Raw genomic sequence first — 24,997 nt, forward strand, 5'->3', positions numbered from 1 at the left:
GAGACCTACTTCTCGTACGGGGGACTGTCGTCCCCGGACCGGCGGATCTCGCGCACCAGCTCGCCGGGCCGCCACACCTGAAGCACCACTTCCTCCGCGTCCACGGAGGTGCGGACCACCTCCTGGAGGTGCGCGCGGAAGAGGTGGAAGGGCTCCGGCGGCTTCGCCTCCTTGATGAAGCGGGCCAGGACCGCGGGGTCGGTCTCCTCCACGGCGCGGCCGGAGATCCGTACATCGCCGTCGGCCATCTCGGCATCCGGACCGGGGTTGGCCTGCACCGCGAACCGCGGATCGCGACGCAGGTCCAGCGCCTTGCGCGAGTTCGGCATCGTGCCGAGCCACAGTTCACCGAAGTGGAAGTCCACCTCCAGCCCGGTCACGCGCGGCGATCCGTCCTTGCGCAGGGTCGCGAGGACGTGGTGCCTGTACTGCTGGAAGCGGGTCCGGACGGTGTCGGCGAAGGCCGGCTCCGCCGAGCGGAAGTCTTCCCAGGAACTCGATGTCATGCATCCATGGGATCCTGGAAATCCGACATCTCCTGTCTGCTTTTCCCGGCCGCGTCCGATCGGCCGCGGCCGGGCCTGGATCCCGCCACCCGCGGGGGCCCGTCAGCCGTCCGACAGGGTGATCAGCAGGGCCCAGCCGTGGGTCCGGAGCACGTCCGGCTCCTCCCCCTGCGTCAACAGCGCGTCGTAGCGGTCGAGTTCGATTTCCGTGCCGTCGAGCACCGCACCGTCCTCCAGCGCGATGGCCAGGACCGCCCCGCCCGGGGGCGCCGCGAGCCGGACGGTGCCGCGCACCACCGCGACCGCCGCACTGGTCCGCCCCCTGCGGCACATCACATTGACGTTCACGACCGGGCCTCCGAGGAGTCTGCCGTCGGTCTCCGGGTCACCGGGGAAGTCGTGCGGCCAGTACGGCTCGTCGACGATGTGGTGCTCGCCGCCCACCATGAGGTCCATGCCGGCGCCCTCGACCACGGTCAGGGTGCGGTCGACGCCGGGGAACGAGGAGAACGGCCCGTCCTCGGTCACATCGGCGAGGCTGACCCGCCAGTCGAAGGCGTCCAGCGGCGCACCCTCGGGGTGTGCCGCGATCTCCCGGGTGACTCCCCCGCCGTTCTTCCAGTCCGTGGCCGTTCGGCCGGCCGCCCGCAGCACCCGCGCCGTCACTTGACGGTCCCCTGGGCCCTGGCCGCGGCCGGCCACTGCGGGAATTCGGCGACGAGCAGGTCGGCCGCACCTGCTGCGGCGGCGGCTGAACCGGCCATGCGGATTCTCCGATCCTCGATGTTTCGGAACCTGCCAGAGCCTTGAGCGTAGGCCACCCGGGTATGCCCGCGGCGGGCGGCGTTCGCTATCTTGATCTGCCGCCGACCCCACCGGCCGCTCGTGTCCGCCCGTGTGAAGGAGCCTGCCGTGGAAGCAGCGGCCACCACCTGTTATCGCCATCCGTCGTACGAGACGTATGTCAGCTGCATCCGCTGTGAACGGTTCATCTGCCCCGACTGCATGCGCGAGGCCGCGGTCGGCCACCACTGCGTGGAGTGTGTGAAGGAGGGGCAGCGTTCGGTCCGCCAGGCGCGCACGGCGTTCGGCGGCACGGTCGCGCGGTCCGCGGTGCCGCTCGTCACCTATGTGCTGATGGGCCTCAACATCGCGGCGTACCTGGGTGAGTTGATCCGTCCGGGGATCATCGACCGGTTCGCGATGCTCGGTGCGGGGCTGACCGGCCCGGACGGCGGCCAGTATGTCTACGAGGCCGGGGACTTCCCCGGTTTCGAGGTGGTCGGGGTGGTGGGCGGCGAGTGGTACCGGCTGCTGACCGGCGCCTTTCTCCATCTTCCGCCGGACGGGTCGTCCTTCGGTCCGCTGCCGTTCGGGGTGCTGCACATCGTGTTCAACATGTACGCGCTGTGGAACCTGGGCCGGGTCGTGGAGGAGCAGCTGGGCCGGGCCCGTTATCTCGCGCTGTATCTGCTGTCCGCGCTGGGCGGTTCGGTGCTGGTGTACCTGATCGCGCCGTCGGACGGCACGGTGGGCGCCTCGGGTGCGATCTTCGGTCTCGGGGCGGCGTTCTACGTCATCAACCGACGGCTGGGCCGTGACATGCGGGCGGTGAACCGGTTCATGGCCGGCTTCCTGATCTGGATGCTGATCTCGGCCGGATTCGCCTCGTGGCAGGGCCACTTGGGCGGGCTGCTGACGGGCGGCATCGTCACCGTCGCGTACGCCTACGCCCCGGCGAAGCGCCGTACGACGGTCCAGGCCGCCGCGGGTGTGGTGGTGTTCGCCGTGCTGGTGCTGCTGGTGGTGCTCAAGACGTCCGCGCTGACGGGCTGAGCCGGGGCCGGCGGGACCGGCCCCGAACGCACCGCGGCGCCTGCCGAATCGTCCGGTCGGGGACGGGCAGGCGCCGCGTTCGGTTCCGCACGCCGTTGTGCGGGACGTCTCCGTGTGCCGTGATCAGACCGTCAGTGCTCGGTCCGTCGGGCGGATCGGGGCCGGCAGCGCGCTGGCTCCGGTCAGGTAGCGGTCCACCCCGCGTGCCGCGGAGCGGCCCTCGGCGATGGCCCACACGATGAGGGACTGGCCGCGGCCGGCGTCGCCGGCGACGAAGACCCCGCCGACGTTGGTGGCGAAGTCCGCGTCGCGCGCTACGTTGCCGCGCTCGTCGAGCTCCAGGCCGAACTGCTGGACCAGACCGTTGGCCTGGTCGGTGCCGGTGAAGCCCATGGCGAGGGTGACCAGCTGCGCGGGGATGGACCGCTCGGTGCCGGGCTTCTGTTCCAGTTTGCCGTCCTTGAACTCCACCTCGACCAGGTGCAGCGACTGGACGTCGCCGTTCTCGTCGCCCTCGAAGTGGGTGGTGGAGACGGAGTACACCCGCTCGCCGCCCTCCTCGTGGGCGGAGGTGACCTTGTAGAGCATCGGGAAGGTCGGCCAGGGCTGGTTGGCGTTCCGGTCCTCGCCGGGCCTGGGCATGATCTCCAGCTGGGTGACGGAGAGCGCGCCCTGGCGGTGGGCGGTGCCGACGCAGTCGGCTCCGGTGTCACCGCCGCCGATCACGACGACGTGCTTGCCCTCGGCGGTGATCGGGGAGACCGTCAGGTCGCCCTCCTGCACCTTGTTGGCCAGCGGCAGGTACTCCATGGCGAAGTGCACGCCGTTCAGCTCGCGGCCCGGGACGGGCAGATCGCGCGAGACGGTGGCACCCGCGGCGATGACGACGGCGTCGTACCGGCGGCGGAGCCTGGCGGCGTCGACGTCCCTGCCGATCTCCGTCTCGGTGCGGAACTTGGTGCCTTCCGCGCGCATCTGCTCGATGCGGCGGTTGATGTGCGACTTCTCCATCTTGAACTCGGGGATGCCGTACCGGAGAAGACCTCCGATGCGGTCCGCGCGCTCGTAGACGGCGACCGTGTGGCCGGCCCGGGTCAGCTGCTGGGCCGCGGCGAGACCGGCCGGACCCGAGCCGATCACGGCGACGGTCTTGCCGGAGAGCCGCTCGGGCGGCTGCGGGGTGACGTCACCGCTGCCCCACGCCTTGTCGATGATGGAGACCTCGACGTTCTTGATGGTGACGGCCGGCTGGTTGATGCCGAGCACGCACGCCGACTCGCACGGGGCCGGGCAGAGCCGCCCGGTGAACTCCGGGAAGTTGTTCGTGGCGTGCAGCCGTTCGGACGCGGCCGACCAGTCCTCGCGGTAGGCGTAGTCGTTCCACTCGGGGATGAGGTTTCCGAGCGGGCAGCCGTTGTGGCAGAACGGGATGCCGCAGTCCATGCAGCGGCCGGCCTGCTTGCTGATGATCGGGAGCAGCGAGCCCGGAACGTAGACCTCGTTCCAGTCCTTGACGCGCTCGCCCACGGGGCGGGTCTCGGCGACCTCGCGCCCGGTGGTCAAAAAGCCCTTGGGGTCAGCCATTGATCGCCGCCTCCATCATCTTCTCGGTGGTCTCCTGCTCGGAGAGACCGGCGAGCTCAGCGGCGTCCTTGGCGGCGAGCACTGCCTTGTAGGCGGACGGGATGATCTTGCTGAAGCGGGAGACACCGCCGTCGGCACCGTCCCACTCGGCGAGCAGCTTCTCGGCCACCGTGGAACCGGTCTCCTCCCGGTGGCGGCGCACCACGTCGTGCAGCCACTGCTTGTCGGCCTCCGAGAGCTCCTCGATCGCGCCGAGATTCCCGGCGTTGACGTTGTCACGGTTCAGATCGACGACGTACGCGACGCCGCCCGACATGCCGGCCGCGAAGTTGCGTCCGGTCTCGCCGAGCACGACGGCGTGACCGCCGGTCATGTATTCGCAGCCGTGGTCGCCCACACCCTCCGAGACGACCGTCGCGCCGGAGTTGCGGACGCAGAACCGCTCACCGGTGCTGCCGCGCAGGAACAGCTCGCCGCCGGTGGCGCCGTAGGCGATGGTGTTGCCCGCGATGGTGGAGTACTCGGCGAGGTGGTCGGCGCCGCGGTCCGGGCGGACGACGACCCGGCCGCCGGAGAGGCCCTTGCCGACGTAGTCGTTGGCGTCGCCCTCCAGGCGCAGCGTCACACCGCTCGGCACGAACGCGCCGAAGGACTGGCCGGCGGAACCGGTGAAGGTGATGTCGATGGTGTCCTGCGGCAGACCTTCGCCGCCGAACTTCTTCGTCACCTCGTGGCCGAGCATGGTGCCGACGGTGCGGTTGATGTTGCGGATCGCGATCTGGGCCCGGACCGGCTGGGCGGTCTCGGCACTGTCCGCGTTCAGGGCGTCGGCGGCGAGCCTGATCAGCTCGTTGTCGAGGGCCTTGGCCAGGCCGTGGTCCTGCTCGATCCGCTGGTGGCGGACCGCGCCCTCGGGCAGCTCGGGGACGTGGAACAGTGGCTCCAGGTCGAGGCCCTGTGCCTTCCAGTGCGTGATCGCACGGTCGGTGTCGAGCAGCTCGGCGTGGCCGACGGCCTCTTCGATCGTACGGAAGCCCAGCTCGGCGAGGATCTCGCGGACCTCCTGGGCGATGAACTCGAAGAAGTTGACGACGTACTCGGCCTTGCCGGAGAAGCGGTCCCGCAGGACCGGGTTCTGGGTGGCGATGCCGACCGGGCAGGTGTCCAGGTGGCAGACGCGCATCATGACGCAGCCGGAGACGACGAGCGGCGCGGTGGCGAAACCGAACTCCTCGGCGCCCAGCAGCGCGGCGACGACCACGTCGCGGCCGGTCTTCAGCTGGCCGTCGGTCTGGACGACGATGCGGTCGCGCAGGCCGTTGAGCAGCAGCGTCTGCTGGGTCTCGGCGAGGCCGAGCTCCCAGGGGCCGCCCGCGTGCTTCAGGCTCGTCAGGGGGGAAGCGCCGGTGCCGCCGTCGTGGCCGGAGATCAGGACGACGTCCGCGTGCGCCTTGGAGACACCGGCGGCTACCGTGCCGACCCCGACCTCGGAGACCAGCTTCACGTGGATGCGGGCCGCCGGGTTGGCGTTCTTGAGGTCGTGGATCAGCTGGGCCAGATCCTCGATGGAGTAGATGTCGTGGTGCGGCGGCGGCGAGATCAGACCGACACCCGGGGTGGAGTGCCGGGTCTTCGCGACCCACGGGTAGACCTTGTGGCCGGGCAGCTGCCCGCCCTCGCCGGGCTTGGCGCCCTGCGCCATCTTGATCTGGATGTCGTCCGCGTTGACCAGGTACTCGCTGGTCACACCGAAGCGGCCGGAGGCGACCTGCTTGATGGACGAGCGGCGCGCCGGGTCGTAGAGCCGGTCGGCGTCCTCGCCGCCCTCACCGGTGTTGGACTTGCCGCCCAGCTGGTTCATGGCGATGGCGAGGGTCTCGTGCGCCTCGCGGGAGATCGAGCCGTACGACATGGCGCCGGTGGAGAAGCGCTTGACGATGTCGGAGACGGACTCGACCTCGTCGACGGAGACCGGCTCGCGGTCACTCCTGAAGCCGAACAGGCCGCGGAGCGTCATCAGCCGCTCGGACTGCTCGTTCACCCGGTCCGTGTACTTCTTGAAGATGTCGTAGCGCTTGTTGCGCGTGGCGTGCTGGAGGCGGAAGACCGTCTCCGGGTCGAACAGGTGCGGCTCGCCCTCGCGGCGCCACTGGTACTCGCCGCCGATCTCCAGCGCGCGGTGCGAGGCGGCGATGCCGGAAGCGGGGTAGGCCTTGGCGTGCCGGGCCTCGACCTCCCTGGCGATGACGTCGAGGCCGGCGCCGCCGATCTTGGTGGCGGTGCCGTTGAAGTACTTCGCGACGAATTCCTCGTCCAGGCCGACGGCCTCGAAGACCTGGGCGCCCCGGTAGGAGGCGACCGTCGAGATGCCCATCTTGGACATGACCTTCAGGACGCCCTTGCCGAGCGCGTGGATCAGGTTCCGGATGGCGTTCTCGGGCTCGATGCCCTCGATGAACGTACCGGCGCGGACCAGGTCCTCGACGGACTCCATCGCGAGGTACGGGTTGACCGCGGCGGCGCCGTAGCCGATGAGCAGCGCGACGTGGTGGACCTCGCGGACGTCCCCTGCCTCGACCAGCAGACCCACCTGGGTGCGCTGCTTGGTGCGGATGAGGTGGTGGTGGACGGACGAGGTGAGCAGCAGCGACGGGATCGGGGCGTGCTCGGCGTCGGAGTGCCGGTCGGAGAGGACGACCAGGCGTGCGCCGTCCTCCATGGCGGCGTCGACCTCGGCGCAGATCTGCTCGATCCGGGCGGCGAGGGCTTCGCCGCCACCGCCGACCCGGTAGAGGCCGGAGAGAGTGGCGGCCTTCATGCCCGGCATGTCGCCGTCGGCGTTGATGTGTATCAGCTTGGCCAGCTCGTCGTTGTCGATCACCGGGAACGGCAGCGTGACACTGCGGCACGACGCGGTGGTCGGCGCCAGCAGGTTGCCCTGCGGGCCGACCGTGGAGCGCAGCGAGGTGACGAGCTCCTCGCGGATGGCGTCCAGCGGCGGGTTGGTGACCTGCGCGAACAGCTGGGTGAAGTAGTCGAAGAGCAGCCTGGGGCGTTCGGAGAGCGCGGCGATCGGCGAGTCCGTGCCCATGGAGCCGAGCGGCTCGCCGGCGGTGCGGGCCATCGGCGCGAGGATGACGCGGAGCTCTTCCTCGGTGTAGCCGAAGGTCTGCTGGCGGCGGGTGACGGAGGCGTGCGTGTGCACGATGTGCTCCCGCTCGGGGAGGTCCTCCAGCTCGATCTCGCCGGTCTCCAGCCACTCCTCGTACGGCTGCTCCGCGGCGAGGGCGGCCTTGATCTCGTCGTCCTCGATGATGCGGCCCTCGGCCGTGTCGACGAGGAACATCTTCCCGGGCTGGAGGCGGCCCTTGCGGACGACCTCGGCGGGGTCGATGTCCAGGACACCGACCTCGGAGGAGAGTACGACGAGGCCGTCGCCGGTGACCCAGTAACGGCCGGGGCGCAGGCCGTTGCGGTCCAGGACCGCGCCGACCTGGGTGCCGTCGGTGAAGGTGACGCAGGCCGGGCCGTCCCAGGGCTCCATCATCGTGGAGTGGTACCGGTAGAAGGCGCGGCGGGCTGCGTCCATGGAGTTCATCGATTCGGGGCTCTCCCACGCCTCGGGAACCATCATCAGCACCGAGTGCGGCAGCGAACGGCCACCGAGGTGGAGCAGCTCCAGGACCTCGTCGAAGGAGGCGGAGTCGGAGGCGTCGGGGGTGCAGACGGGGAAGATCCGGTCGAGCTGGGCCTCACCGAACAGGCTGGAGGCGAGCTGGGACTCGCGGGCCTTCATCCAGTTGCGGTTGCCCTTGACCGTGTTGATCTCGCCGTTGTGTGCGACGAAGCGGTACGGGTGGGCGAGCGGCCAGCTCGGGAAGGTGTTGGTGGAGAACCGTGAGTGGACCAGGGCGACCGCGGTGGCGAAGCGGCGGTCGGAGAGGTCCGGGAAGAACGGCTCCAGCTGCCCGGTGGTGAGCATGCCCTTGTAGACGATCGTGCGGGCGGAGAGCGAGGGGAAGTACACCCCGGCCTCCCGCTCGGCGCGCTTGCGCAGCACGAAGGCCTTGCGGTCGAGGGCGATGCCGGTGTTCTCGCCGTCCGCCACGAAGAGCTGCCGGAACTCGGGCATGGTGGCGTGGGCGCCCTTGCCGAGGATGCCGGGGGTGACGGGGACCTGGCGCCAGCCGAGGACCTTCAGGCCCTCCTCGGTGGCGATCTTCTCCAGCTTGCGGACGGCCTCGGTGGAGTCGTCGGCGGGCAGGAAGGCGATTCCGACGGCGTAGCGGCCGGCCTCGGGTAGGTCGAAGGCGGCCTCTTCGCGCAGGAAGGCGTCCGGCACCTGGAGGAGGATCCCGGCGCCGTCGCCGGAGTCGGGCTCGGATCCGGTGGCACCGCGGTGTTCGAGATTGCGCAGTACGGTCAGCGCCTGCTCGACCAGCTCATGGCTGGCCACACCGGTCAGAGTGGCCACGAACCCGACACCACAGGCGTCGTGCTCGTTACGGGGGTCGTACATCCCCTGCTGGGCGGGGCGACCGTCCATGGGCGACCAGGCGTGGATGCGCATCGGCTCTCCCGTCGTCGTCGTGGCATGTGCAGTGCCGAGGGACGACGTTGGCCCTCTGCGAAATTTCGTGCAGGTTACATAATGGGGCGCTTCTCAAGAAGCGGATAGTTCGTTCCAACATGCGGACACCGCCCGAAACGGTGGGGGTGGGTCGCATTCGGAGGATCGGCGCCCTGGGGGACCGCAGAGAGCAGGCGTCGTTGCCCGCGGTGTCTACGGATTGCCCGGCGGTGAAGGAAATGAAACCGCCGGATAGTGGCTACTTATGTGCAGCCCTGCATAAGGACTCATTTTATGCCCGCGGGAGCCGCTCCGCCCAGAGTCAGTCACCAAGACGTACATCACACGGATGGCGGACGCGTTACGGGCACCCACGCCCGCCTGCCGGAATGGGTGCCCGGACCTTCGAGGGATCAGCCCCCGACGGCCACACCGAACAGCGTGCCCAGACCGTAGGTGATGGCCGCCGCGGCCCCGCCGAGCGCCAGCTGACGCAGTCCGCTGTACAGCCAGCTGCGGGCCGTCACCCTGGCCACCACCGCGCCGCAGGCGAACAGCCCGAGCAGCGCGAGCAGCACGGCCGGCCACAGGGCGCTCGCCCCGAGCAGATACGGCAGCACGGGCAGCAGGGCGCCCAGCGCGAAGGCGCCGAACGACGACATCGCGGCGACGAGCGGCGAGGGCAGATCGCCCGGATCGATGCCCAGCTCCTCGCGGGCGTGTATCTCCAGGGCCTGCTCCGGGTCGCGCGACAGCTGCCGAGCGACCTCGCGGGCGAGCCCGGACTCCACACCGCGGGACTCGTAGAGCTCGGCGAGCTCCCGCTCCTCGTCCTTGGGGTGCTTGCGCAACTCACGCCGCTCGACATCGAGTTCGGCCTCGACGAGTTCGCGCTGCGAGGCCACTGAGGTGTATTCGCCGGCCGCCATGGAGAACGCACCGGCGGCCAGGCCCGCCAGACCGGTGATCACGATCGTCTGCTGGGAGACCGAGCCGCCCGCGACGCCGGTCATCAGCGCGAGGTTGGAGACCAGCCCGTCCATGGCACCGAACACCGCCGGACGCAGCCAGCCGCCGTTCACATCACGGTGGGTGTGGTTGTCACGGTGTGCTTCGTGCAGTACGGCGTCGGTCTCGATGATGGACACAGCTCTCCCCTTCTCCGGCGGCGGAATCCGCTCGCCCCGACCCCGCTCGACACCATCGAAAGTACGCACGAAAAACGGCCCCCGCCAGCAAGGCAGGCCGTACTTACCACCCTCCGTGAGCAGCTGCCGGGAGGCCCGGGTACGGCCTGCCCCGCCGCATCCGGCTCTTCATCCGACTGGCCCTTTTGTTGTGATGGTCGGCCTCCGAACGGGCTCCGCGTGGCACAGATCGAACGAGGGGGTACGAGAACTGGCTCGGCGCGAGCGAAGGGTCGACGCGATGGAGTTGATCACAGGAGATCCGGCGGAGCCGCGGACGGGCGGCACCGGCCGGCCCGAGGTGCCCCGGGGAGACCTCGCCGGCCGGGCCCGCGGCTGCTTGCTCGGTCTCGCGGTCGGGGACGCGCTGGGCGCACCGGCGGAGAATCTGCGGCCGTCGGAGATCCGCCGCCGCTGGGGCCGGATCGAGGGCTTCGTGAGCGACGACCCCGCGGGCACGGACGACACGGAGTACGCGATCTTCTCCGGGCTGCTGCTCGCCCGGCACGGCTCCGCGCTGACCGTCACGCATGTGGAGCGGGCCTGGCATCTGTGGATCGCCGATCTCGACGAGGTGCAGTTCCGCGGTGCCGGGTTCAGCGAACGGGGGACGCTGGAGAATCTGCGCCGGGGTCTCGCCGCCCCGATCTCCGCCCAGCACCGGCACGCCTGGAGCGACGGCCTGGCGATGAGAGCGGCGCCGTTCGGGGTCTTCGCGGCCGGCCGGCCGGACGAGGCGGCGCGGCTGGTCGCGGTGGACGGGCGGGTCAGCCATGACGGGGAGGGCATCTACGGCGGCCAGGCGGTGGCGGCCGGGGTGGCCGCCGCGATGACGGGTGCCGGGGTCGCGGCGGTGATCGCCGCCGCGCTGTCGGTCGTCCCCATGGACTCCTGGACGGCGCGTTCGCTGCGGCGCGCGGTGGCCGCGGCGCAGCGCGCCCACCCCGACCGGCTCACCATGGAACGCGCGGTGCGCTCCGCGGTGGTGATCGGCGGCTACCCGTGGACGGACCTGGCGCCCGAGGCGGTGGGCCTGGCCTTCGGGGCGTTCGCGGCGGCGCGCGGCGACTTCCGTACGGCGGTGCTGACGGCGGTCAACATGGGCCGCGACGCGGACACCACGGCCGCGGTGGCGGGTGCCCTGGCCGGTGCCCTGAACGGGGAGTCGGCGATCCCGCCGCAGTGGGGGGACGCGATCGGCCCGGTCCGGGGCAGCTGTCTGCCGGCCATGCGGGGCCATCACGTGCTGGACGTCGCGGAGTTGCTCACCCCGGACGAGGCCGACGACGCGGGCGGGGTGTACGCGGCGGGCGGAACGCACAAGAACGCCACGCCGCGCGGCGGCGGCCGCACCGACGACGAGGCCCCGGCCCGGCACCGTTCACGTACGGACGCGGGAGCGCGGCAGGCGCGGCCCTCGGACGCCGGCACCCCCCGCACCCCCGCGTCCCCGGCCGCCCGCCCCCGTACCCGCTCCGCCGCCGGGCACCGGGCCCGGATCGAGGGGCTGTTGCTCGGGCTCGCCGCCGGGGACGCCGCCGGGTGGCCCGCCGCACGGCACCGGGCGGCCCGGATGCCCGAGTGGACCCGGCGGCTCACCCGGGAGCTCGACACCTTTGCCGAGCAGAACGCCACGACCACGCTGCCCGTGCCCATCGCACTCAACCAGCCGCCCGAGCCGCTGCGGCTGGGGCCCTCCGACGACGCCGAATGGGCGGCCTTCGCCGCCGGGACCGTGCTCGCATCGGCGGCCGGTCCGCTGCACGGGCTCTCCCCCCAACGCCGGGTGCGGGCCGCCGTCGACGTCGCCTGGAACGCCCTGGCGGCCGAGGTCGCCGCGGCCGCCGCCCGTGCCCCCGAGGTCGAATCCGCGGTGCTCCCGCTGCGCGCCCGGATCTCGGTACGGGCCGGGCTCGGCAATCTCGCCGCCGGGCTGCGCCCGCCCGCCACCGGCCACGACAACCCGCACTATTTCGACGACGCGGCCTGCGTACGGGCCGCCGTGCTCGCCGTCGCCCACCCCGCGGACCCGGCCGCCGCCGCCGACCTCGCCGAGTTCGACGCGCGCTACACCCAGGACGGCGACGGGGTGCACGGGGCCCGCGCGATGGCGGCGGCGATCGCCGAGGCGCTCGGCGGCGCGGACGTGGACACCGCGGTGAACGCCGCGCTCGCACAGCTCCCCGACGGCACCGAGATCGCGCGCAACGCCGCCCACGCCGTCCGGATCGCCCGCGACTTCGTCGGGGAGGCGACGGGCGCCTTCGCCCTGGTGCCGGTGCTGGAGCATCAGATCGTCGACCATGTCTACAGCTACGGGATCGCCGCCGCCGAGACCGTCCCGGTCGCCCTCGCCCTGGCCACCGCCGCCCGCGGCCGGATCGCCCAGGCCGTTCCCGCGGCTGCCTGCCTGTCCCGGGTGGCCGACTCCGCGCCCGCCCTGGCCGGCGCGCTGACCGGTGCGCTCGGCGGAATCGGCGCTGTCCCGGACGGCTGGCGCGAGGCCTGCCGCACCCTCGCGGGCTGTGCGCTGCCCCGGCTCGCGGGGACCGACCTCGTCGAACTCGCCGGGCTGCTGGCAGACACGGAACCGAAGCCCCTGGGTGGACAATTCGGACATGACATCCACGATGCCCCTACGGCCCGAGGCCGGACCCACGACACTCACACTCGATGAACGGATCACGGGCGCACTCGTCGGCTCCGCGGTCGGCGACGCGCTCGGCGGTCCGGTGGAGGGCCGGTCCCCCGAGCAGATCGTGGCCCGCCACGGCGGGCGGATCGACGGCATCGTGGGCCCGTGGGACGGCGAGAACTGGCGCACCGCGCGCCCCATCGCCCCGTACCACAAGGGCGACGGACACGTCACCGACGACACCTTGATGACCCACGCGCTGGTGCGGGTGTACGGCGCCGTGCGCGACCATCTCGACGCCTACGCGGTCGCCGGGCATCTCGTGCCCGAGCTGATCTCGGGCCCCCGCTGGATCCCGGAGCTGGAGGCCGAGGCGCTGCCGCTCCAGCGGATCTTCCTCGCCGAGAAGTGGATCGTCGCCCGGCTGCACTACGGCCATGTCGATCCGCGCGAGGCGGGCAACGGGAACATCGTCAACTGCGGTGCGGCGATGTACATGGCCCCGGTCGGCCTGGTCAACGCCGCCCACCCGGAGGCCGCTTACGCCGAGGCGCTGGATGTCGCCGGTGCCCACCAGTCGAGCTACGGCAGGGAGGCAGCCGGGGTCTTCGCGGCGGCCGTCGCCGCCGCCTGCGTCCCGGGCGCGACCCCGACGAGCGTCGTCGACACCTGTCTGGCGCTCGCCAAGGACGGCACCCGCTCCGCGATCGAGGCGGTGTGCGAAGTGGCCTGTGGACACAGCGACTTCGAGTCGGCGCTGACCCCGCTGCGTGCCGCGGTCGCCCCCTTCGACACGGTCGGACCCGACTACCGCGAGCCGTCCCTCGGTGCCCGCCGGCCGTCACGGCTGCATGCCATCGAGGAGCTGCCGATCGCGCTCGGGATGCTGCTCGTCGCGGACGGCGACTACCGGCACACGGTCCTCGGCTCGGTCAACTACGGCCGGGACTGCGACTCGATCGCCACGATGAGCGGCGCCGTCGCGGGCGCGCTCCACGGCGAACGGGCGATCCCCGCCACCTGGGTGAAAACGGTCGCCGAGGCCAGCCGTCTCGATCTGCGCACACCCGCACGGACCCTGGCGGACGTCGCCCGCGAGGTGTTCGTACGGGACACGGCCCGGCGCCGCGCGCACGAATCGGCGTTCACCGCGCTGGCGGGTACGCCATGACCGTACGGGTGACATGGGTGCAGCCCGAGGACCTCGTCGGGCACGAGTTGCGGCAGGCGGCCGAGGACGGTCGGGACGCACGAGCCGTCGCGCGCCGGTGGTACGAAGCGGGCGGCGCCCCCGCCCCGGAGCGCGCGGGCGCCTCCACCCCTCCGGCGCCGGAGCTGCGTGCGCTGGCCGAGCGGCTGCTCGACGAACTGGCTCTGCTGGAGTCGCCGTTGGCGATCGACGAGCCGACGGAGTTCGCCGCGATCCGGGCCGCCTGCCCGGACTGGCCGGCGCCCCGCCCCCACGCGCCGCCGGTGAGCCGGGACCGGCTGCACGCCGCCTGGCTGGGCCGGGCGGCCGGCTGCCTGCTCGGCAAGCCCGTCGAGAAGCTGCCGCTGGACGGCATCCGCGCCCTGGCCCGCGCCACCGGCAACTGGCCGCTCGCCACCTGGTTCACCGCCGAGAACCTGCCCGCCGCACTGGCCGCCACCTACCCCTGGAACCGCCGCTCCGCACCCAACTCGCTGGCCGAGAACATCGACGGCATGCCCGAGGACGACGACCTCAACTACCCCTTGCTCACTGTGCTGTTGCTCCAGCGGTACGGCCCGTCCTTCAGCACCGGAGATCTCGCGAGGCTCTGGCTCGACGAACTGCCGGCCGGCCGGACCTTCACCGCCGAGCGGGTCGCGTACCGCAACCTGCTGGACGGCATCGAACCCCCGTGCACCGCCCGCTACCGCAACCCCTTCCGGGAATGGATCGGCGCGCAGATCCGGGCCGATGTGCACGGCTGGACCCATCCGGGCGACCCGTCGGCCGCCGCCGAGCAGGCGCACCGGGACGCCGCGCTCAGCCACACCGCCAACGGGGTGTACGGGGCGATGTTCACCGCAGCGGCGCTCGCCGAGGCGGCCGGGGGCGAGAGGGATGTGCACGGGTGCCTCGCCGCCGGGCTGCGGGTCGTACCGCCGCGTTCGCGGTTCGCCCACGCGGTGCTCTTCGGTGTCGAGGCGGCCCGGAGCGGCGCCGGTTTCGACGCGGTGGCCGACCGGCTGCACGCCGAGTACGGCAGGTACCACTGGGTCCATGTGCTGCCCAACGCCGCACTGCTCGCCGCCGCCCTCACCCATGCCGACGGCGACTTCTCGCTCTCCATCTGCCGCACGGTGTCGGGCGGCTGGGACACCGACTCCAACGGCGCGACCGCCGGTTCGCTCACCGGGCTGCTGGCCGGGGCCCCTTCCCTGCTGCCCGGCCGCTGGACCACCCCGCTGAAGAACCGTCTCGCCTCGTCCGTCCCCGGCTTCGACTCCATCGGCTTCGACGAACTGGCAGAACAGACCCACCGACTCACCCAGAAGGAGGCGTTGTGCCCATGACCCGCATCGCGGTGCTCGGCAGCACCAATATGGACCTCGTCGCATACGTCGCACGGGCTCCGGAGCCCGGAGAGACCGTCACCGGGCGGGAATTCCGCACCGTCCCCGGCGGCAAGGGCGCCAACCAGGCCGTCGCCGCCGCCCGCGCGGGCGGCGATGTGACGATGATCGGCGCGGTGGGCGACGACGTCTACGGCTCGCAGCTCCGGGCCGGTCTGGAGCATGCGGGCGTCGACACCGATCTGCTGCACACCGCCGAGGGCCCCAGCGGCACCGCGCACATCGTCGTCGACGACACGGGCGCCAACTCCATCGTGGTGATCCCCGGCGCCAACGGCACCGTCACCGCCCTCGGCCCCGGCGAGATGGCCGCCGTCGCGGGCGCCGATCTGCTGCTGCTCCAGCTGGAGCTGCCGCTGTCCGCGGTGATCGAGGGCGCACGGGTGGCGCACGCCCAGGGCGTACGGACCATCCTCACCCCCTCCCCCGTGCAGCCCTTGCCCACCGAACTCCTGGACTGTGTCGATCTGTTGATCCCCAATGAGCACGAGGCGGCCGCGCTGACCGGCTTCGCCGATCCCCATGCGGCGGCGCGCCATCTGCTCAGCCAGGTCCCCGCGGTGATCGTCACGCTCGGCGCGAAGGGCTGCCTGTACGCGGCCCGGGGCGGGGAGCCCGTCGTCTTCCCGGCCCCCGAGGTCACCGCCGTCGACACCACGGGGGCGGGCGACACCTTCGTCGGCACGCTCGCCGTCGCGCTCGGCGAGCGACGGCCCGTACCGGAGTCGCTGGCCTGGGCTTCGTCGGCCGCCGCGCTCTGCGTTCAGCGGCCGGGCGCCTCGACCTCCATGCCGTACCGCACCGAGATCGACGCCGCATGACCGCGCCCGCGCAGGCCCCCCTGACCGGGCTGCGGGTCGTCGACCTCGCCACGCTCTTCGCCGGTCCGCTCTCCGCCACCCTGCTCGGCGACTTCGGCGCCGAGGTGATCAAGGTCGAGCATCCGCGCAGGCCCGACCCCTCGCGCGGGCACGGTCCCACGAAGGACGGCGTCGGCCTGTGGTGGAAGCTGCTCGGCCGCAACAAGCGCAATCTGGCCCTCGACCTGTCCACCCCCGGCGGCCGTGACGTCCTGCTCCGGCTCGCCGCCGAGACCGATGTGATCATCGAGAACTTCCGGCCGGGGACGCTGGAGCGCTGGGGGCTGGGCTGGCCGGAGCTGCACGCGGTCAACCCGCGGCTGGTCCTGGTCAGGGTCACCGGTTTCGGACAGTTCGGCCCGTACGCGAACCGCCCCGGCTTCGGCACCCTGGCCGAGGCGATGAGCGGGTTCGCCGCGATCACCGGGGAGCCGGACGGGCCGCCCACGCTGCCGCCGTTCGGGCTCGCCGACTCGATCGCCGCGCTGGCCACCGCGTATGCCGTGATGGCCGCGCTCGCCGGGCGCGAGCGCACCGGTCAGGGGCAGATCGTCGACATGGCGATCATCGAGCCGATCCTGACCGTGCTCGGCCCGCAGCCCATCTGGTACGACCAGCTCGGCTACGTACAGCCGCGCACCGGCAACCGCTCCCGCAACAACGCCCCGCGCAACACCTACCGCACCTCGGACGGGCGCTGGGTGGCGGTCTCCACCTCCGCGCAGTCGATCGCGGAACGGGTGATGCACCTGGTCGGCCGGGCCGAGCTGATCGACAAGCCCTGGTTCACCTCCGGCACCACCCGCGCCGAACACGCCGACGAACTCGACGAGGCGGTCGGCAACTGGATCGCCCGGCACACCCGGGACGAGGCGGTCTCGGCCTTCGAGAAGGCGGAGGCGGCCATCGCACCGATCCACGACATCCAGGACGTGATGGAGGACCCGCAGTACCGGGCGCTGGACTCCGTCACCGAGGTCGACGATCCGGAGCTGGGTCCGCTGAGGATGCAGAACGTGCTCTTCCGGCTCTCGGCGACGCCGGGCGCGATCCGCTGGGCGGGCCGGCCGCACGGCGCGGACACCGAGGAGATCCTGACCGGGCTGGGCCTGTCGGCCCCGGAGATCGCCGCGCTGCGGGCCCAGGAGGTGCTGTGACGGCTGCGGTCCCGCTCACCTGGCTGTACGTCCCCGGGGACCGGCCGGAGGTGGTGCGCAAGGCGCGGGAATCGGGCGCGGACGTGGTGATCGTGGATCTGGAGGACGCGGTGGCGCCGGACCGCAAGGAGTACGCGCGGTCGGCCACCGCCGAGCTGCTGTCCGAAGCGGCCGGGGACGGAGCCGTGCCGATCCATGTCCGGGTCCACACCGAGGCGGACATCCTCGCTCTGGCCGGGCTGCCGGGCCTCGCCGAACTGCGGCTGCCCAAGATCACGCATGCGGCGTCCGTCCATCACATCGCGGCCGTGGCGCCGGGCGTCGCGCTCTGTCCGCTGCTGGAGTCGGCGCTCGGCATCGAGCACGCGTACTCGGTCGCAGCCGCCCATCCCCAGGTGCGCTCCATCGCCCTCGGCGAGGCGGACCTCCGGGCCGACCTGGGGGTACGGGAGGACGCCGGGCTCGACTGGTCGCGCAGCCGGGTGGTGGTCGCCGCCCGCGCGGCCGGACTGGCCCCGCCCGCCCAGTCGGTGTTCCCGGACGTCCGGGACCTGGACGGCCTGTGGATGTCCTGCGCACACGGCCGTGCGCTGGGCTTCCTGGGCCGGGCGGCGATCCATCCCCGCCAGCTCCCGGTGATCGAGCGGGCGTTCCGCCCGACGCCGAAGGAGATCGCGGCGGCACAGGAGATCGTGGCGGCGGCCGTGACGGAGGAGGGCGCGCTGGCCCTGCCGGACGGCCGGTTCGTCGATGCGGCGGTGGTGGCCTCGGCCCGCAGGACGTTGGCGCTGGCCGATGCGTGAACAAGTGCGCGGGCCCCGGACCGGGTCGGTCCGGGGCCCGCGCACGGGTTCACACGGCTCAGCCGTTCTTGGCCGCCTCCGCGGTGTCGCTCTTCTCCAGGGTCTTGGCGGCGGCCGCGGGCCCGGCGTCGCCGTCGGCCTCCGGGGCCCTGTCCGCGTCACCCCCGGCAGCCTTGGAGCTCTTGGAACCCTCGGCGTCCTCGACGCCGTCGGTGTCACCGGCCTTCGCCGCCTCCGCTGCCTCCGCCGCTTCCTCGGCGGCGCCCGGCTCCACGACTTCCTCGCGCCCCGGCCGTACCTTCGCCGAGATCACCATGTACGTCACCGCCAGCACGAACACGATCAGCGCGGTCCACACATTCAGGCGCAGCCCCAGGATGTGGTGGGCCTCGTCGACCCGCATGTACTCGATCCAGGCCCGCCCCGAGCAGTACGCGGCGACGTACAGCGCGAACGCCCTGCCGTGTCCGAGCTTGAAGCGGCGGTCCGCCCAGATCACCAGCACGGCGACGCCGATGCACCACAGCGACTCGTACAGGAACGTCGGGTGGTACGTACCGGCGACCCGGTTGGGGCCTTCACTGATCTCCAGCCCCCACGGCAGATCGGTCGGCTTGCCGTACAGCTCCTGGTTGAACCAGTTGCCCCAGCGGCCGCAGGCCTGGGCCAGGACGATGCCGGGAGCGAGCGCGTCGGCCAGGGCCGGCAGCGGGATCCCGCGGCGGCGGCAGCCGATCCAGGCACCCACGGCGCCGAGCGCGATCGCGCCCCAGATACCGAGGCCGCCCTCCCAGATCTTGAAGGCGTCGACCCAGTTCTGGCCCTCGCCGAAGTACAGCTGGTAGTCGGTGATGACGTGATAGAGCCGGCCGCCGACGAGGCCGAAGGGCACGGCCCAGACGGCGATGTCGGCAACGGTGCCGGGTCTGCCGCCCCGGGCGACCCAGCGCTTGTTGCCGAGCCAGACGGCGAGGAAGACACCGATGATGATGCAGAAGGCGTAGCCGCGGAGCGGGATCGGGCCGAGATAGATCACGCCGGTCGACGGGCTGGGAATGAAGGCAAGGTCCATGGCAGGGTCGACGCTACCTTGCCGGGTGGGGCGTACGGCAACCCACCCGGCAACGTGTGGGTAACGGGCAGGTCATTTCCCCTGCCTGGCTCCGCGCGCCCCCTGCCGGAATCGGCGCGCGGGTACCGGTCAGGACCCGGACGGGGCGGGGGTGACCGTGCCCGGCTTCTTGCCCTTGTTGGCCTCGGCCACCCACTTCTTGAGGTTCGCCTCGGTGATCGGCTCGTTCCCCTTCTTCGGGAAGATCGGCTCGCCGTTGAGCAGCACGGTCGGTGTGCCCTGGAATCCGCCGTTCTGGAACGCCGTGTTGGACTTCTTGACCCAGCTGTCGTGCGTGCCGTCCTCCACGCAGCTGCGGAATCCGGGGGTGTCGAGCCCCGGGACCTTCCCCGAGAGCTCGATCAGCTTGGCGTTGTCACCGAAGGCGTCGTCGGTCTCCTGCGGCTGGTTGCGGTAGAGCACGTCGTGGTAGGCGGAGAACTTGCCGGCGTCCTGGGCACAGGCCGCGGCGTTGGCCGCGCGCAGCGAGCCGCTGCCGCCGAGATTGCCGTCGATGAGCGTGGCGAGGTGGTACTCGATCTTGATCTGCCCGCTGCTCTCCAGCTGGTGGAACGTGTCGCGGAACGCGTTCTCGAGCTGGGCGCAGACCGGGCAGCGGAAGTCCTCCCAGATGGTGAGCGTGGACGGGGCGTTGTCCGCGCCGGCCTGGATGGCCAGGCTGTCCTTCCCGGTCGCGCCGGACGGTGCGACGAGGGGGCCCGCCTCGCTCTTGTCGCTCTTGCCGCCCGAATTCGCGGCGATCACGCCGACGACGGCGGCCAGCCCCAGCACACCCACCACCGCACTGGCGACGATCAGCGTGCGCCTGCGGCGCTCGCTCGCCTTCTGGCGCTCACGCTGCTGGACGAGCCGGTCTCGCGCGGCCCTTTTTCCCTGTTCGTTCTTCTCGCTCACACCCGCAGCAACGAACCGGGGAGGCACACGCGTGCCTCCCCGGTCCAGGTCCACCCGTTTGGGTTACACCCGATTCAGCGCTTTCGAACGCCTTCGGCGAGCTCGCCCGCCAGGGAGCGGACGGCGGCCAGGCCGGCCGCCTCGCCGGGGGCGTCCAGCATCGCCTTGACGAAGGCGGAGCCGACGATCACGCCGTCCGCGAAGCCCGCCACCTCGGCGGCCTGCCGGGCGTTGGAGACGCCGAGGCCGACGCAGACCGGCAGGGCCGTCGTGGCGCGGGTGCGCCGGACCAGGTCCTGGGCCTGGTCGCCGACCGACTCGCGGGTGCCGGTGACACCCATCAGCGAGGCCGCGTAGACGAAGCCGGAGCCGGCCGCGGTGATGGTGGCGAGGCGCGCGTCCTTGCTGCTGGGCGCGACGACGAAGACGGTCGCGAGACCGTGCTTGTCGGCGTGCTCGCGCCACAGCGCGGACTCCTGGACCGGCAGGTCGGGCAGGATGCACCCGGCGCCGCCCGCCTCGGCGAGCTCCGCGGTGAAGCGCTCGACGCCGTACCGGTCGATCGGGTTCCAGTACGTCATGACGAGGATCGGGACACCGGTCGCCTCGTACGCCTCACGGACCGTGCGCATGACATCGGCGATCTTCACACCGCCGCGCAGGGCGATGTCGTCGGCGGTCTGGATGACCGGTCCGTCGAGCACCGGGTCGCTGTGCGGCAGCCCCACCTCGACGATGTCGGCGCCGCCCGCCACGACCGCCTTCACGGCCTCGATCGCGCCGTCTACGGTCGGGAAGCCGGCCGGGAGGTACGCGATGAGTGCGGCCCTGTTCTCCGCCTTCGCCTGTGCGAGGGAGGAACTCAACAGCTCCACATTGCCGCTCACTTGGTGATCTCCTCTTCCCCATCGGCCACATCGGGCTCGACGACCCCGTCGGTCGCGTCGTACAGCCCGAAGTAGCGGGCTGCCGTGTCCATGTCCTTGTCGCCGCGGCCGGACAGATTGACCACGAGCAGTCCGTCCTTGCCGAGCTCCTTCCCGACCTCCAGGGCTCCGGCCAGCGCGTGGGCGCTCTCGATGGCCGGAATGATCCCTTCGGTACGGGAGAGGAGTCGCAGCGACTGCATGGCGGCGTCGTCGGTGACCGCGCGGTATTCACCGCGGCCGATGTCCTTGAGGTACGCGTGTTCCGGGCCGATGCCCGGGTAGTCGAGACCGGCCGAGATGGAGTACGGCTCGGTGATCTGGCCCTCGTCGTCCTGGAGGACGTAGCTGCGCGAGCCGTGCAGGATGCCGGGCTCGCCCGCGGTCAGGGTCGCCGCGTGCTCGCCGGTCTCCACGCCGTGTCCGGCGGGCTCGCAGCCGATCAGCCGTACGTGCGCGTCCGGGATGAAGGCGTGGAAGAGCCCGATGGCGTTGGAGCCGCCGCCGACGCAGGCGATGGCGGCGTCCGGCAGCCGGCCGGTCCGCTCCAGGATCTGGCGGCGGGCCTCGACACCGATGACCCGGTGGAAGTCGCGGACCATGGCCGGGAAGGGGTGCGGTCCCGCGACGGTGCCGAAGAGGTAGTGCGTGCGGTCCACATTGGCGACCCAGTCGCGGAACGCCTCGTTGATCGCGTCCTTCAGGGTCCTGGAGCCGGACTTCACGGCGATGACCTCGGCGCCGAGCATCCGCATCCGCGCCACGTTCAGCGCCTGCCGCTCGGTGTCGATCTCACCCATGTAAATGGTGCATTCGAGGCCGAAGAGCGCGCAGGCGGTCGCGGTGGCGACGCCGTGCTGGCCGGCGCCGGTCTCGGCGATGACCCGGGTCTTGCCCATGCGTTTGGTCAGCAGCGCCTGGCCCAGCACGTTGTTGATCTTGTGTGAGCCGGTGTGGTTGAGGTCCTCGCGCTTGAGGAAGATCCGGGCGCCGCCCGCGTGCTCCGCGAAGCGCGGGACCTCGGTCAGGGCGCTGGGCCGGCCGGTGTAGTTGACCATGAGCTCGTTGAGCTCGGCGGCGAAGGCCGGGTCGGCCTTGGCCTTGTCGTACTCGACGGCGACCTCGTCCACGGCGGCGACGAGCGCCTCCGGGATGAACTTGCCGCCGAACGCACCGAAGTACCCCTCGGCGCTGGGGATCAGACCCTCCGGGTCCGGGATGAAGAAGTCAGATGACATCCGACGTGCTCCTCGACATCGCAATGGGTGGATTCACCGTATGCGCCGTGAGCGGAGCGCCACCGCGACCGTTGATCGGTCGGGCGGTGCGGTCGTACGTACGAAGGGAGTGGTGCGGTACGTCGGCCGGGGCTCGCTACAGCGCGTTCCCCGTGCGCCATCGCATGCCGTTGACCTGGCCGGGCTCGTCGCCGATCACGTACCGCACCCGCCGGCCGTGCACGCGGCGCGCCGGGGCGCGGCAGCCGCGATGCCAGAAGGGCGGCGCGCAGCGCCTCGCCTGAGGGTGGTGGCGGGCGTCGGGCGGGAGGCAGCCGCGCGCCGGCGGCGCGTACGGAACCCGGGCCGTGGCTCCGGTGGAGCACAGGCCCCGTCGGAGACGGGACGCGGGACGGTCGGCGGACACGGGCCGGGTCAGCTCCGTCCGTGCCGGAGCGCCGGGTGGGCGCCGGCGGCGACCAGGTCGGCGACGGCGGCCCGCGGGTCGCGGCCGGTGACCAGCGACTCGCCCACGAGCACCGCGTCGGCGCCCGCGTTGGCATACGCGATCAGGTCGTGCGGGCCCCGGACGCCGGACTCGGCGACCTTGACGATGTGGGCCGGGATCTCGGGGGCGACGCGCTCGAAGGTGGACCGGTCGACCTTGAGGTCCTTCAGGTTGCGCGCGTTGACACCGATGACCTTCGCCCCGGCGTCCACGGCGCGCTCGGCCTCCTCCTCGTCGTGCACCTCGACCAGCGGCGTCAGTCCGATGGACTCGGCGCGCTCGATCAGGGAGACCAGGGCCTCCTGGTCGAGGGCGGCGACGATCAGCAGGGCGAGGTCGGCACCGTAGGCGCGGGCCTCCCAGAGCTGGTACGAGGTGACGATGAAGTCCTTGCGCAGGACCGGGATGTCGACCTTGGCGCGGACGGCCTCCAGGTCGGCGAGCGAGCCGCCGAAGCGGCGCTCCTCGGTGAGGACCGAGATGACGGACGCGCCGCCCGCCTCGTAGTCCGCGGCGAGCGCGGCCGGGTCTGCGATCGCGGCCAGGGCACCCTTGGAGGGGCTGGAACGCTTGACCTCGCAGATGACGGTGACGCCCTCGCCGCGCAGGGCGGCGGCTCCGTCCTTGGCTCCGGGAGCGCGCGCGGCGCGCTTCTTCAGCTCGTCGAGGCTGACGCGCGCCTGCCGCTCTGCGAGGTCGGCGCGTACGCCGTCGATGATCTCGTCGAGCACACTCACGCGAGCGGCCCCCTTCCTGGAGGTGATGAGGGAACAGGATCAGCCATGTCAATGCTATCCGCAGGAGGGCGAAGGGCCCGAATCCGGCGGGTGAATGTCCCACTACCTGGGCATTCAAGGTGCCAGAAACGAACCGATCGGTAGATTCCGGACGACCGAGAAGACCAGCAGCACGGCCCCGATTCCCCACCAGACAACGGGTTTCGCGGCGAGACTCATGGGCCTGCCCCGGACTGCGCGGACCATCCAGACGGCCCACAGCACGGCGAGGGCCCCGTAGCCGGCGACGGCGAGCGCGTTGGAGCCGAGGGCGGCGGCGATGTCGCCGTGCGCGACGGCGTGGGCGCTGCGCAGTCCGCCGCAGCCCGGACAGTAGAGCCCGGTGAACCTCAGCAGCGGGCAGAGCGGGTAGTGGCCGGGCTCGTTGGGATCGACGGCACCGACGTAGCCGAACGCGCCGACGACGACGGCCATGACGCCGACCGGCGTGGCCAGCCGCCGGATGCGCGAGGCGGGTACGGGGGCCGGGGGGAAGACCGGCGGGGCGACGGGGGTAGGCGATGCGTCCACCCGCTGATTGTCCCCGCTGACGCGGAAAGGCGCAGCCCGGCCGGGCTGCGCCTCGCATTCGTACGGGTGCCGCGTGGCGTCAGGAGACCTGGGCCTGTGCAGCGCGGGCCCGTGCCTGGGCCATCTCCGCGGATTCCTTCGGCATACCGAGACCAGCGGCCTTCATCGCGAGGCCGACGATCCCGCCGAGGAAGACGACGGCGATTCCGGCCCAGAAGCCGACGGGGTTGGCCGCGACCATGAAGAGGCCTGCGACGCAGAAGCCGATGAAGGAGATGATGACACCGGTCCAGGCGGCCGGGGTGTGTCCGTGGCTGCTGCCCGCCATGAGTTGCTCCTTGTTGGTGATGCGCTGTTGGTATCGCTGTACGCAAAGCTGGTGCCGCTGTTGGTGCCGCTGTGCTGAAAGCTCAGCTTCATTGTCCCGTACGTGCGGGTAGGACGTGAGCTGGGGGTCACACCCCGATAGGGCGCTGGAGGCATCGGCCGGGCTCGCGACGCCCGGCACGCACATCTGCGTTGCCGAATCAGCCTAGTAGCTCCGCCAAGAGGCCGCTTCGGCAACTCGCAGCAGCACGCACCGGACGCCGCTCCCTGATCCCGGCCGATGCCTTAGCGCGTCGGGTCCTCACCGCGGTCCAGGGCCTTCCAGAGGTCCTCGGGCCGGTCCGGGTCCGGGGCGGTGCGGGCGGCATTGCGGGGGCGGGGGGTGCCGTCCCGTTCGTACCGTCCCGACATGGTGGGCCAGCGCTTCCCGTAGCGCAGGGCGAGCAGCCCGGCGAGCAGGATCAGCAGGCCGCCTGCCGCAGTGACGTAGGGCCACCCGGTGTGAACGAGCGCGCCGACGGTCGCCGAGGCGTCGCCGGTGGACTGGGCGGCCTTCTCGTCGAGCGCCGTGCTGTCGGAGGCGCCGAGGCAGGCGCTCAGGCCGGCGCCGAGGCCACTGAGGGCGAGGAGCCCGGCGACGACCAGCCGGCCGGTGCCGCGGACCGCGAAGACGGCGACGAGGGCGGCCAGGCCGACTATGGCGAGGGCCGCCGGGAGGCCGGTGACGTCCTGGCCGTCGGCGGTCAGGGGCAGCACGCCGCCGACGGCGGACGCCTCGCCCTCGGCCCAGGTCTGGCCGGAGGCGAGCAGCACGACGGTGGCGCCGACCGCCCCGAGGAGCAGACTGGCGGCCAGGCTGCGACGGCTTCCCGGGGCGTCGGGCGCGGCGACGGCCTGGGCGCGGGGCTGGGGTACGGGGACAGCAGTCACGTACTCCACTATCCCCT

Annotated in this window: 20 protein-coding genes and 1 pseudogene; 8 read left to right on the top strand and 13 right to left on the bottom strand. The window is 71.9% G+C overall.

The genetic code is table 11. The features are described from left to right. Positions 1-5: 5 nt before the first annotated feature. The gene (locus ACWCQ6_RS01075; protein WP_451084652.1) at positions 6-506 is read right to left on the bottom strand and encodes a pyridoxamine 5'-phosphate oxidase family protein; all 501 of its coding nucleotides are present in this window, start codon (positions 504-506) and stop codon (positions 6-8) included. Positions 507-608: 102 nt separating this feature from the next. Then, a complete protein-coding gene (locus ACWCQ6_RS01080; protein WP_451084653.1) occupies positions 609-1,172 on the bottom strand; it encodes a HutD/Ves family protein in 564 nt (187 codons plus the stop codon). A gap of 246 nt (positions 1,173-1,418) precedes the next feature. Between ACWCQ6_RS01080 and ACWCQ6_RS01085 the strand changes: the two genes are divergently transcribed. After that, positions 1,419-2,342 carry a rhomboid family intramembrane serine protease gene (locus ACWCQ6_RS01085; protein ID WP_451084654.1) on the top strand — a complete coding sequence of 308 codons (924 nt, stop codon included), beginning with the start codon at positions 1,419-1,421 and terminating at the stop codon, positions 2,340-2,342. A gap of 123 nt (positions 2,343-2,465) precedes the next feature. On the opposite strand, the gene ACWCQ6_RS01090 is transcribed toward ACWCQ6_RS01085, so the two are convergent. The 3 genes from ACWCQ6_RS01090 to ACWCQ6_RS01100 form a co-directional block, all read right to left on the bottom strand. Continuing rightward, entirely contained in the window at positions 2,466-3,926 is a 1,461-nt protein-coding gene (locus ACWCQ6_RS01090; RefSeq protein WP_451084655.1) for a glutamate synthase subunit beta, read from the bottom strand. Beyond that, positions 3,919-8,496, bottom strand: a complete 4,578-nt coding sequence (gene gltB / locus ACWCQ6_RS01095) for a glutamate synthase large subunit (protein ID WP_451084656.1) — start codon at positions 8,494-8,496, stop codon at positions 3,919-3,921. The genes ACWCQ6_RS01090 and gltB overlap by 8 nt, the downstream gene beginning before the upstream one ends. A 413-nt stretch (positions 8,497-8,909) precedes the next feature. Beyond that, a complete protein-coding gene (locus ACWCQ6_RS01100) occupies positions 8,910-9,644 on the bottom strand; it encodes a VIT1/CCC1 transporter family protein (protein ID WP_451084657.1) in 735 nt (244 codons plus the stop codon). Positions 9,645-9,924: 280 nt separating this feature from the next. Between ACWCQ6_RS01100 and ACWCQ6_RS01105 the strand changes: the two are divergent. From ACWCQ6_RS01105 to ACWCQ6_RS01135, 7 genes and pseudogenes are all read left to right on the top strand, one after another. Beyond that, positions 9,925-10,975, top strand: a pseudogene (locus ACWCQ6_RS01105) (ADP-ribosylglycohydrolase family protein); the annotation flags it as partial. 5 nt (positions 10,976-10,980) lie between these two features. Continuing rightward, the gene (locus ACWCQ6_RS01110; RefSeq protein WP_451084738.1) at positions 10,981-12,360 is read left to right on the top strand and encodes an ADP-ribosylglycohydrolase family protein; all 1,380 of its coding nucleotides are present in this window, start codon (positions 10,981-10,983) and stop codon (positions 12,358-12,360) included. Continuing rightward, the gene (locus ACWCQ6_RS01115; protein WP_451084658.1) at positions 12,302-13,489 is read left to right on the top strand and encodes an ADP-ribosylglycohydrolase family protein; all 1,188 of its coding nucleotides are present in this window, start codon (positions 12,302-12,304) and stop codon (positions 13,487-13,489) included. The genes ACWCQ6_RS01110 and ACWCQ6_RS01115 overlap by 59 nt, the downstream gene beginning before the upstream one ends. Continuing rightward, on the top strand, positions 13,486-14,859 hold the full coding sequence (locus tag ACWCQ6_RS01120) for an ADP-ribosylglycohydrolase family protein (protein WP_451084659.1): 1,374 nt from the start codon (positions 13,486-13,488) through the stop codon (positions 14,857-14,859). Before ACWCQ6_RS01115 ends, ACWCQ6_RS01120 begins: the two co-directional genes overlap by 4 nt. Then, entirely contained in the window at positions 14,856-15,740 is an 885-nt protein-coding gene (rbsK, locus tag ACWCQ6_RS01125; RefSeq protein ID WP_451084660.1) for a ribokinase, read from the top strand. The genes ACWCQ6_RS01120 and rbsK overlap by 4 nt, the downstream gene beginning before the upstream one ends. Then, on the top strand, positions 15,737-16,936 hold the full coding sequence (locus ACWCQ6_RS01130; protein WP_451084661.1) for a CaiB/BaiF CoA transferase family protein: 1,200 nt from the start codon (positions 15,737-15,739) through the stop codon (positions 16,934-16,936). The genes rbsK and ACWCQ6_RS01130 overlap by 4 nt, the downstream gene beginning before the upstream one ends. Continuing rightward, positions 16,933-17,739 carry an HpcH/HpaI aldolase/citrate lyase family protein gene (locus tag ACWCQ6_RS01135; RefSeq protein WP_451084662.1) on the top strand — a complete coding sequence of 269 codons (807 nt, stop codon included), beginning with the start codon at positions 16,933-16,935 and terminating at the stop codon, positions 17,737-17,739. The genes ACWCQ6_RS01130 and ACWCQ6_RS01135 overlap by 4 nt, the downstream gene beginning before the upstream one ends. Positions 17,740-17,797: 58 nt before the next feature. Here ACWCQ6_RS01135 and lgt read toward each other — a convergent pair whose 3' ends face one another. The 8 genes from lgt to ACWCQ6_RS01175 form a co-directional block, all read right to left on the bottom strand. Beyond that, positions 17,798-18,811 (bottom strand): prolipoprotein diacylglyceryl transferase, encoded by a 1,014-nt coding sequence (gene lgt, locus ACWCQ6_RS01140; RefSeq protein ID WP_451084663.1) that lies wholly within the window; start codon positions 18,809-18,811, stop codon positions 17,798-17,800. 129 nt (positions 18,812-18,940) lie between these two features. After that, complete coding sequence (locus tag ACWCQ6_RS01145; protein ID WP_451084664.1) at positions 18,941-19,765, bottom strand: DsbA family protein; 825 nt, start codon at positions 19,763-19,765, stop codon at positions 18,941-18,943. A 74-nt stretch (positions 19,766-19,839) separates the two neighbouring features. Next, positions 19,840-20,652: a tryptophan synthase subunit alpha gene (gene trpA / locus ACWCQ6_RS01150; RefSeq protein ID WP_451084665.1), complete on the bottom strand. Its 813-nt coding sequence runs from the start codon at positions 20,650-20,652 to the stop codon at positions 19,840-19,842. Continuing rightward, complete coding sequence (gene trpB, locus ACWCQ6_RS01155) at positions 20,649-21,929, bottom strand: tryptophan synthase subunit beta (protein WP_451084666.1); 1,281 nt, start codon at positions 21,927-21,929, stop codon at positions 20,649-20,651. Before trpB ends, trpA begins: the two co-directional genes overlap by 4 nt. A gap of 414 nt (positions 21,930-22,343) precedes the next feature. After that, the gene (trpC, locus tag ACWCQ6_RS01160; protein ID WP_451084667.1) at positions 22,344-23,153 is read right to left on the bottom strand and encodes an indole-3-glycerol phosphate synthase TrpC; all 810 of its coding nucleotides are present in this window, start codon (positions 23,151-23,153) and stop codon (positions 22,344-22,346) included. A gap of 114 nt (positions 23,154-23,267) precedes the next feature. Beyond that, positions 23,268-23,723 carry a DUF2752 domain-containing protein gene (locus ACWCQ6_RS01165; protein WP_451084668.1) on the bottom strand — a complete coding sequence of 152 codons (456 nt, stop codon included), beginning with the start codon at positions 23,721-23,723 and terminating at the stop codon, positions 23,268-23,270. Between the two features lie 79 nt (positions 23,724-23,802). After that, the gene (locus tag ACWCQ6_RS01170; RefSeq protein ID WP_451084669.1) at positions 23,803-24,051 is read right to left on the bottom strand and encodes an HGxxPAAW family protein; all 249 of its coding nucleotides are present in this window, start codon (positions 24,049-24,051) and stop codon (positions 23,803-23,805) included. 284 nt (positions 24,052-24,335) lie between these two features. Continuing rightward, positions 24,336-24,989, bottom strand: coding sequence for a TIGR02234 family membrane protein (locus ACWCQ6_RS01175; RefSeq protein WP_451084670.1), 654 nt, complete (start codon positions 24,987-24,989; stop codon positions 24,336-24,338). Positions 24,990-24,997 lie beyond the last annotated feature (8 nt).

This window comes from Streptomyces sp. NPDC001880, from assembly GCF_053594575.1.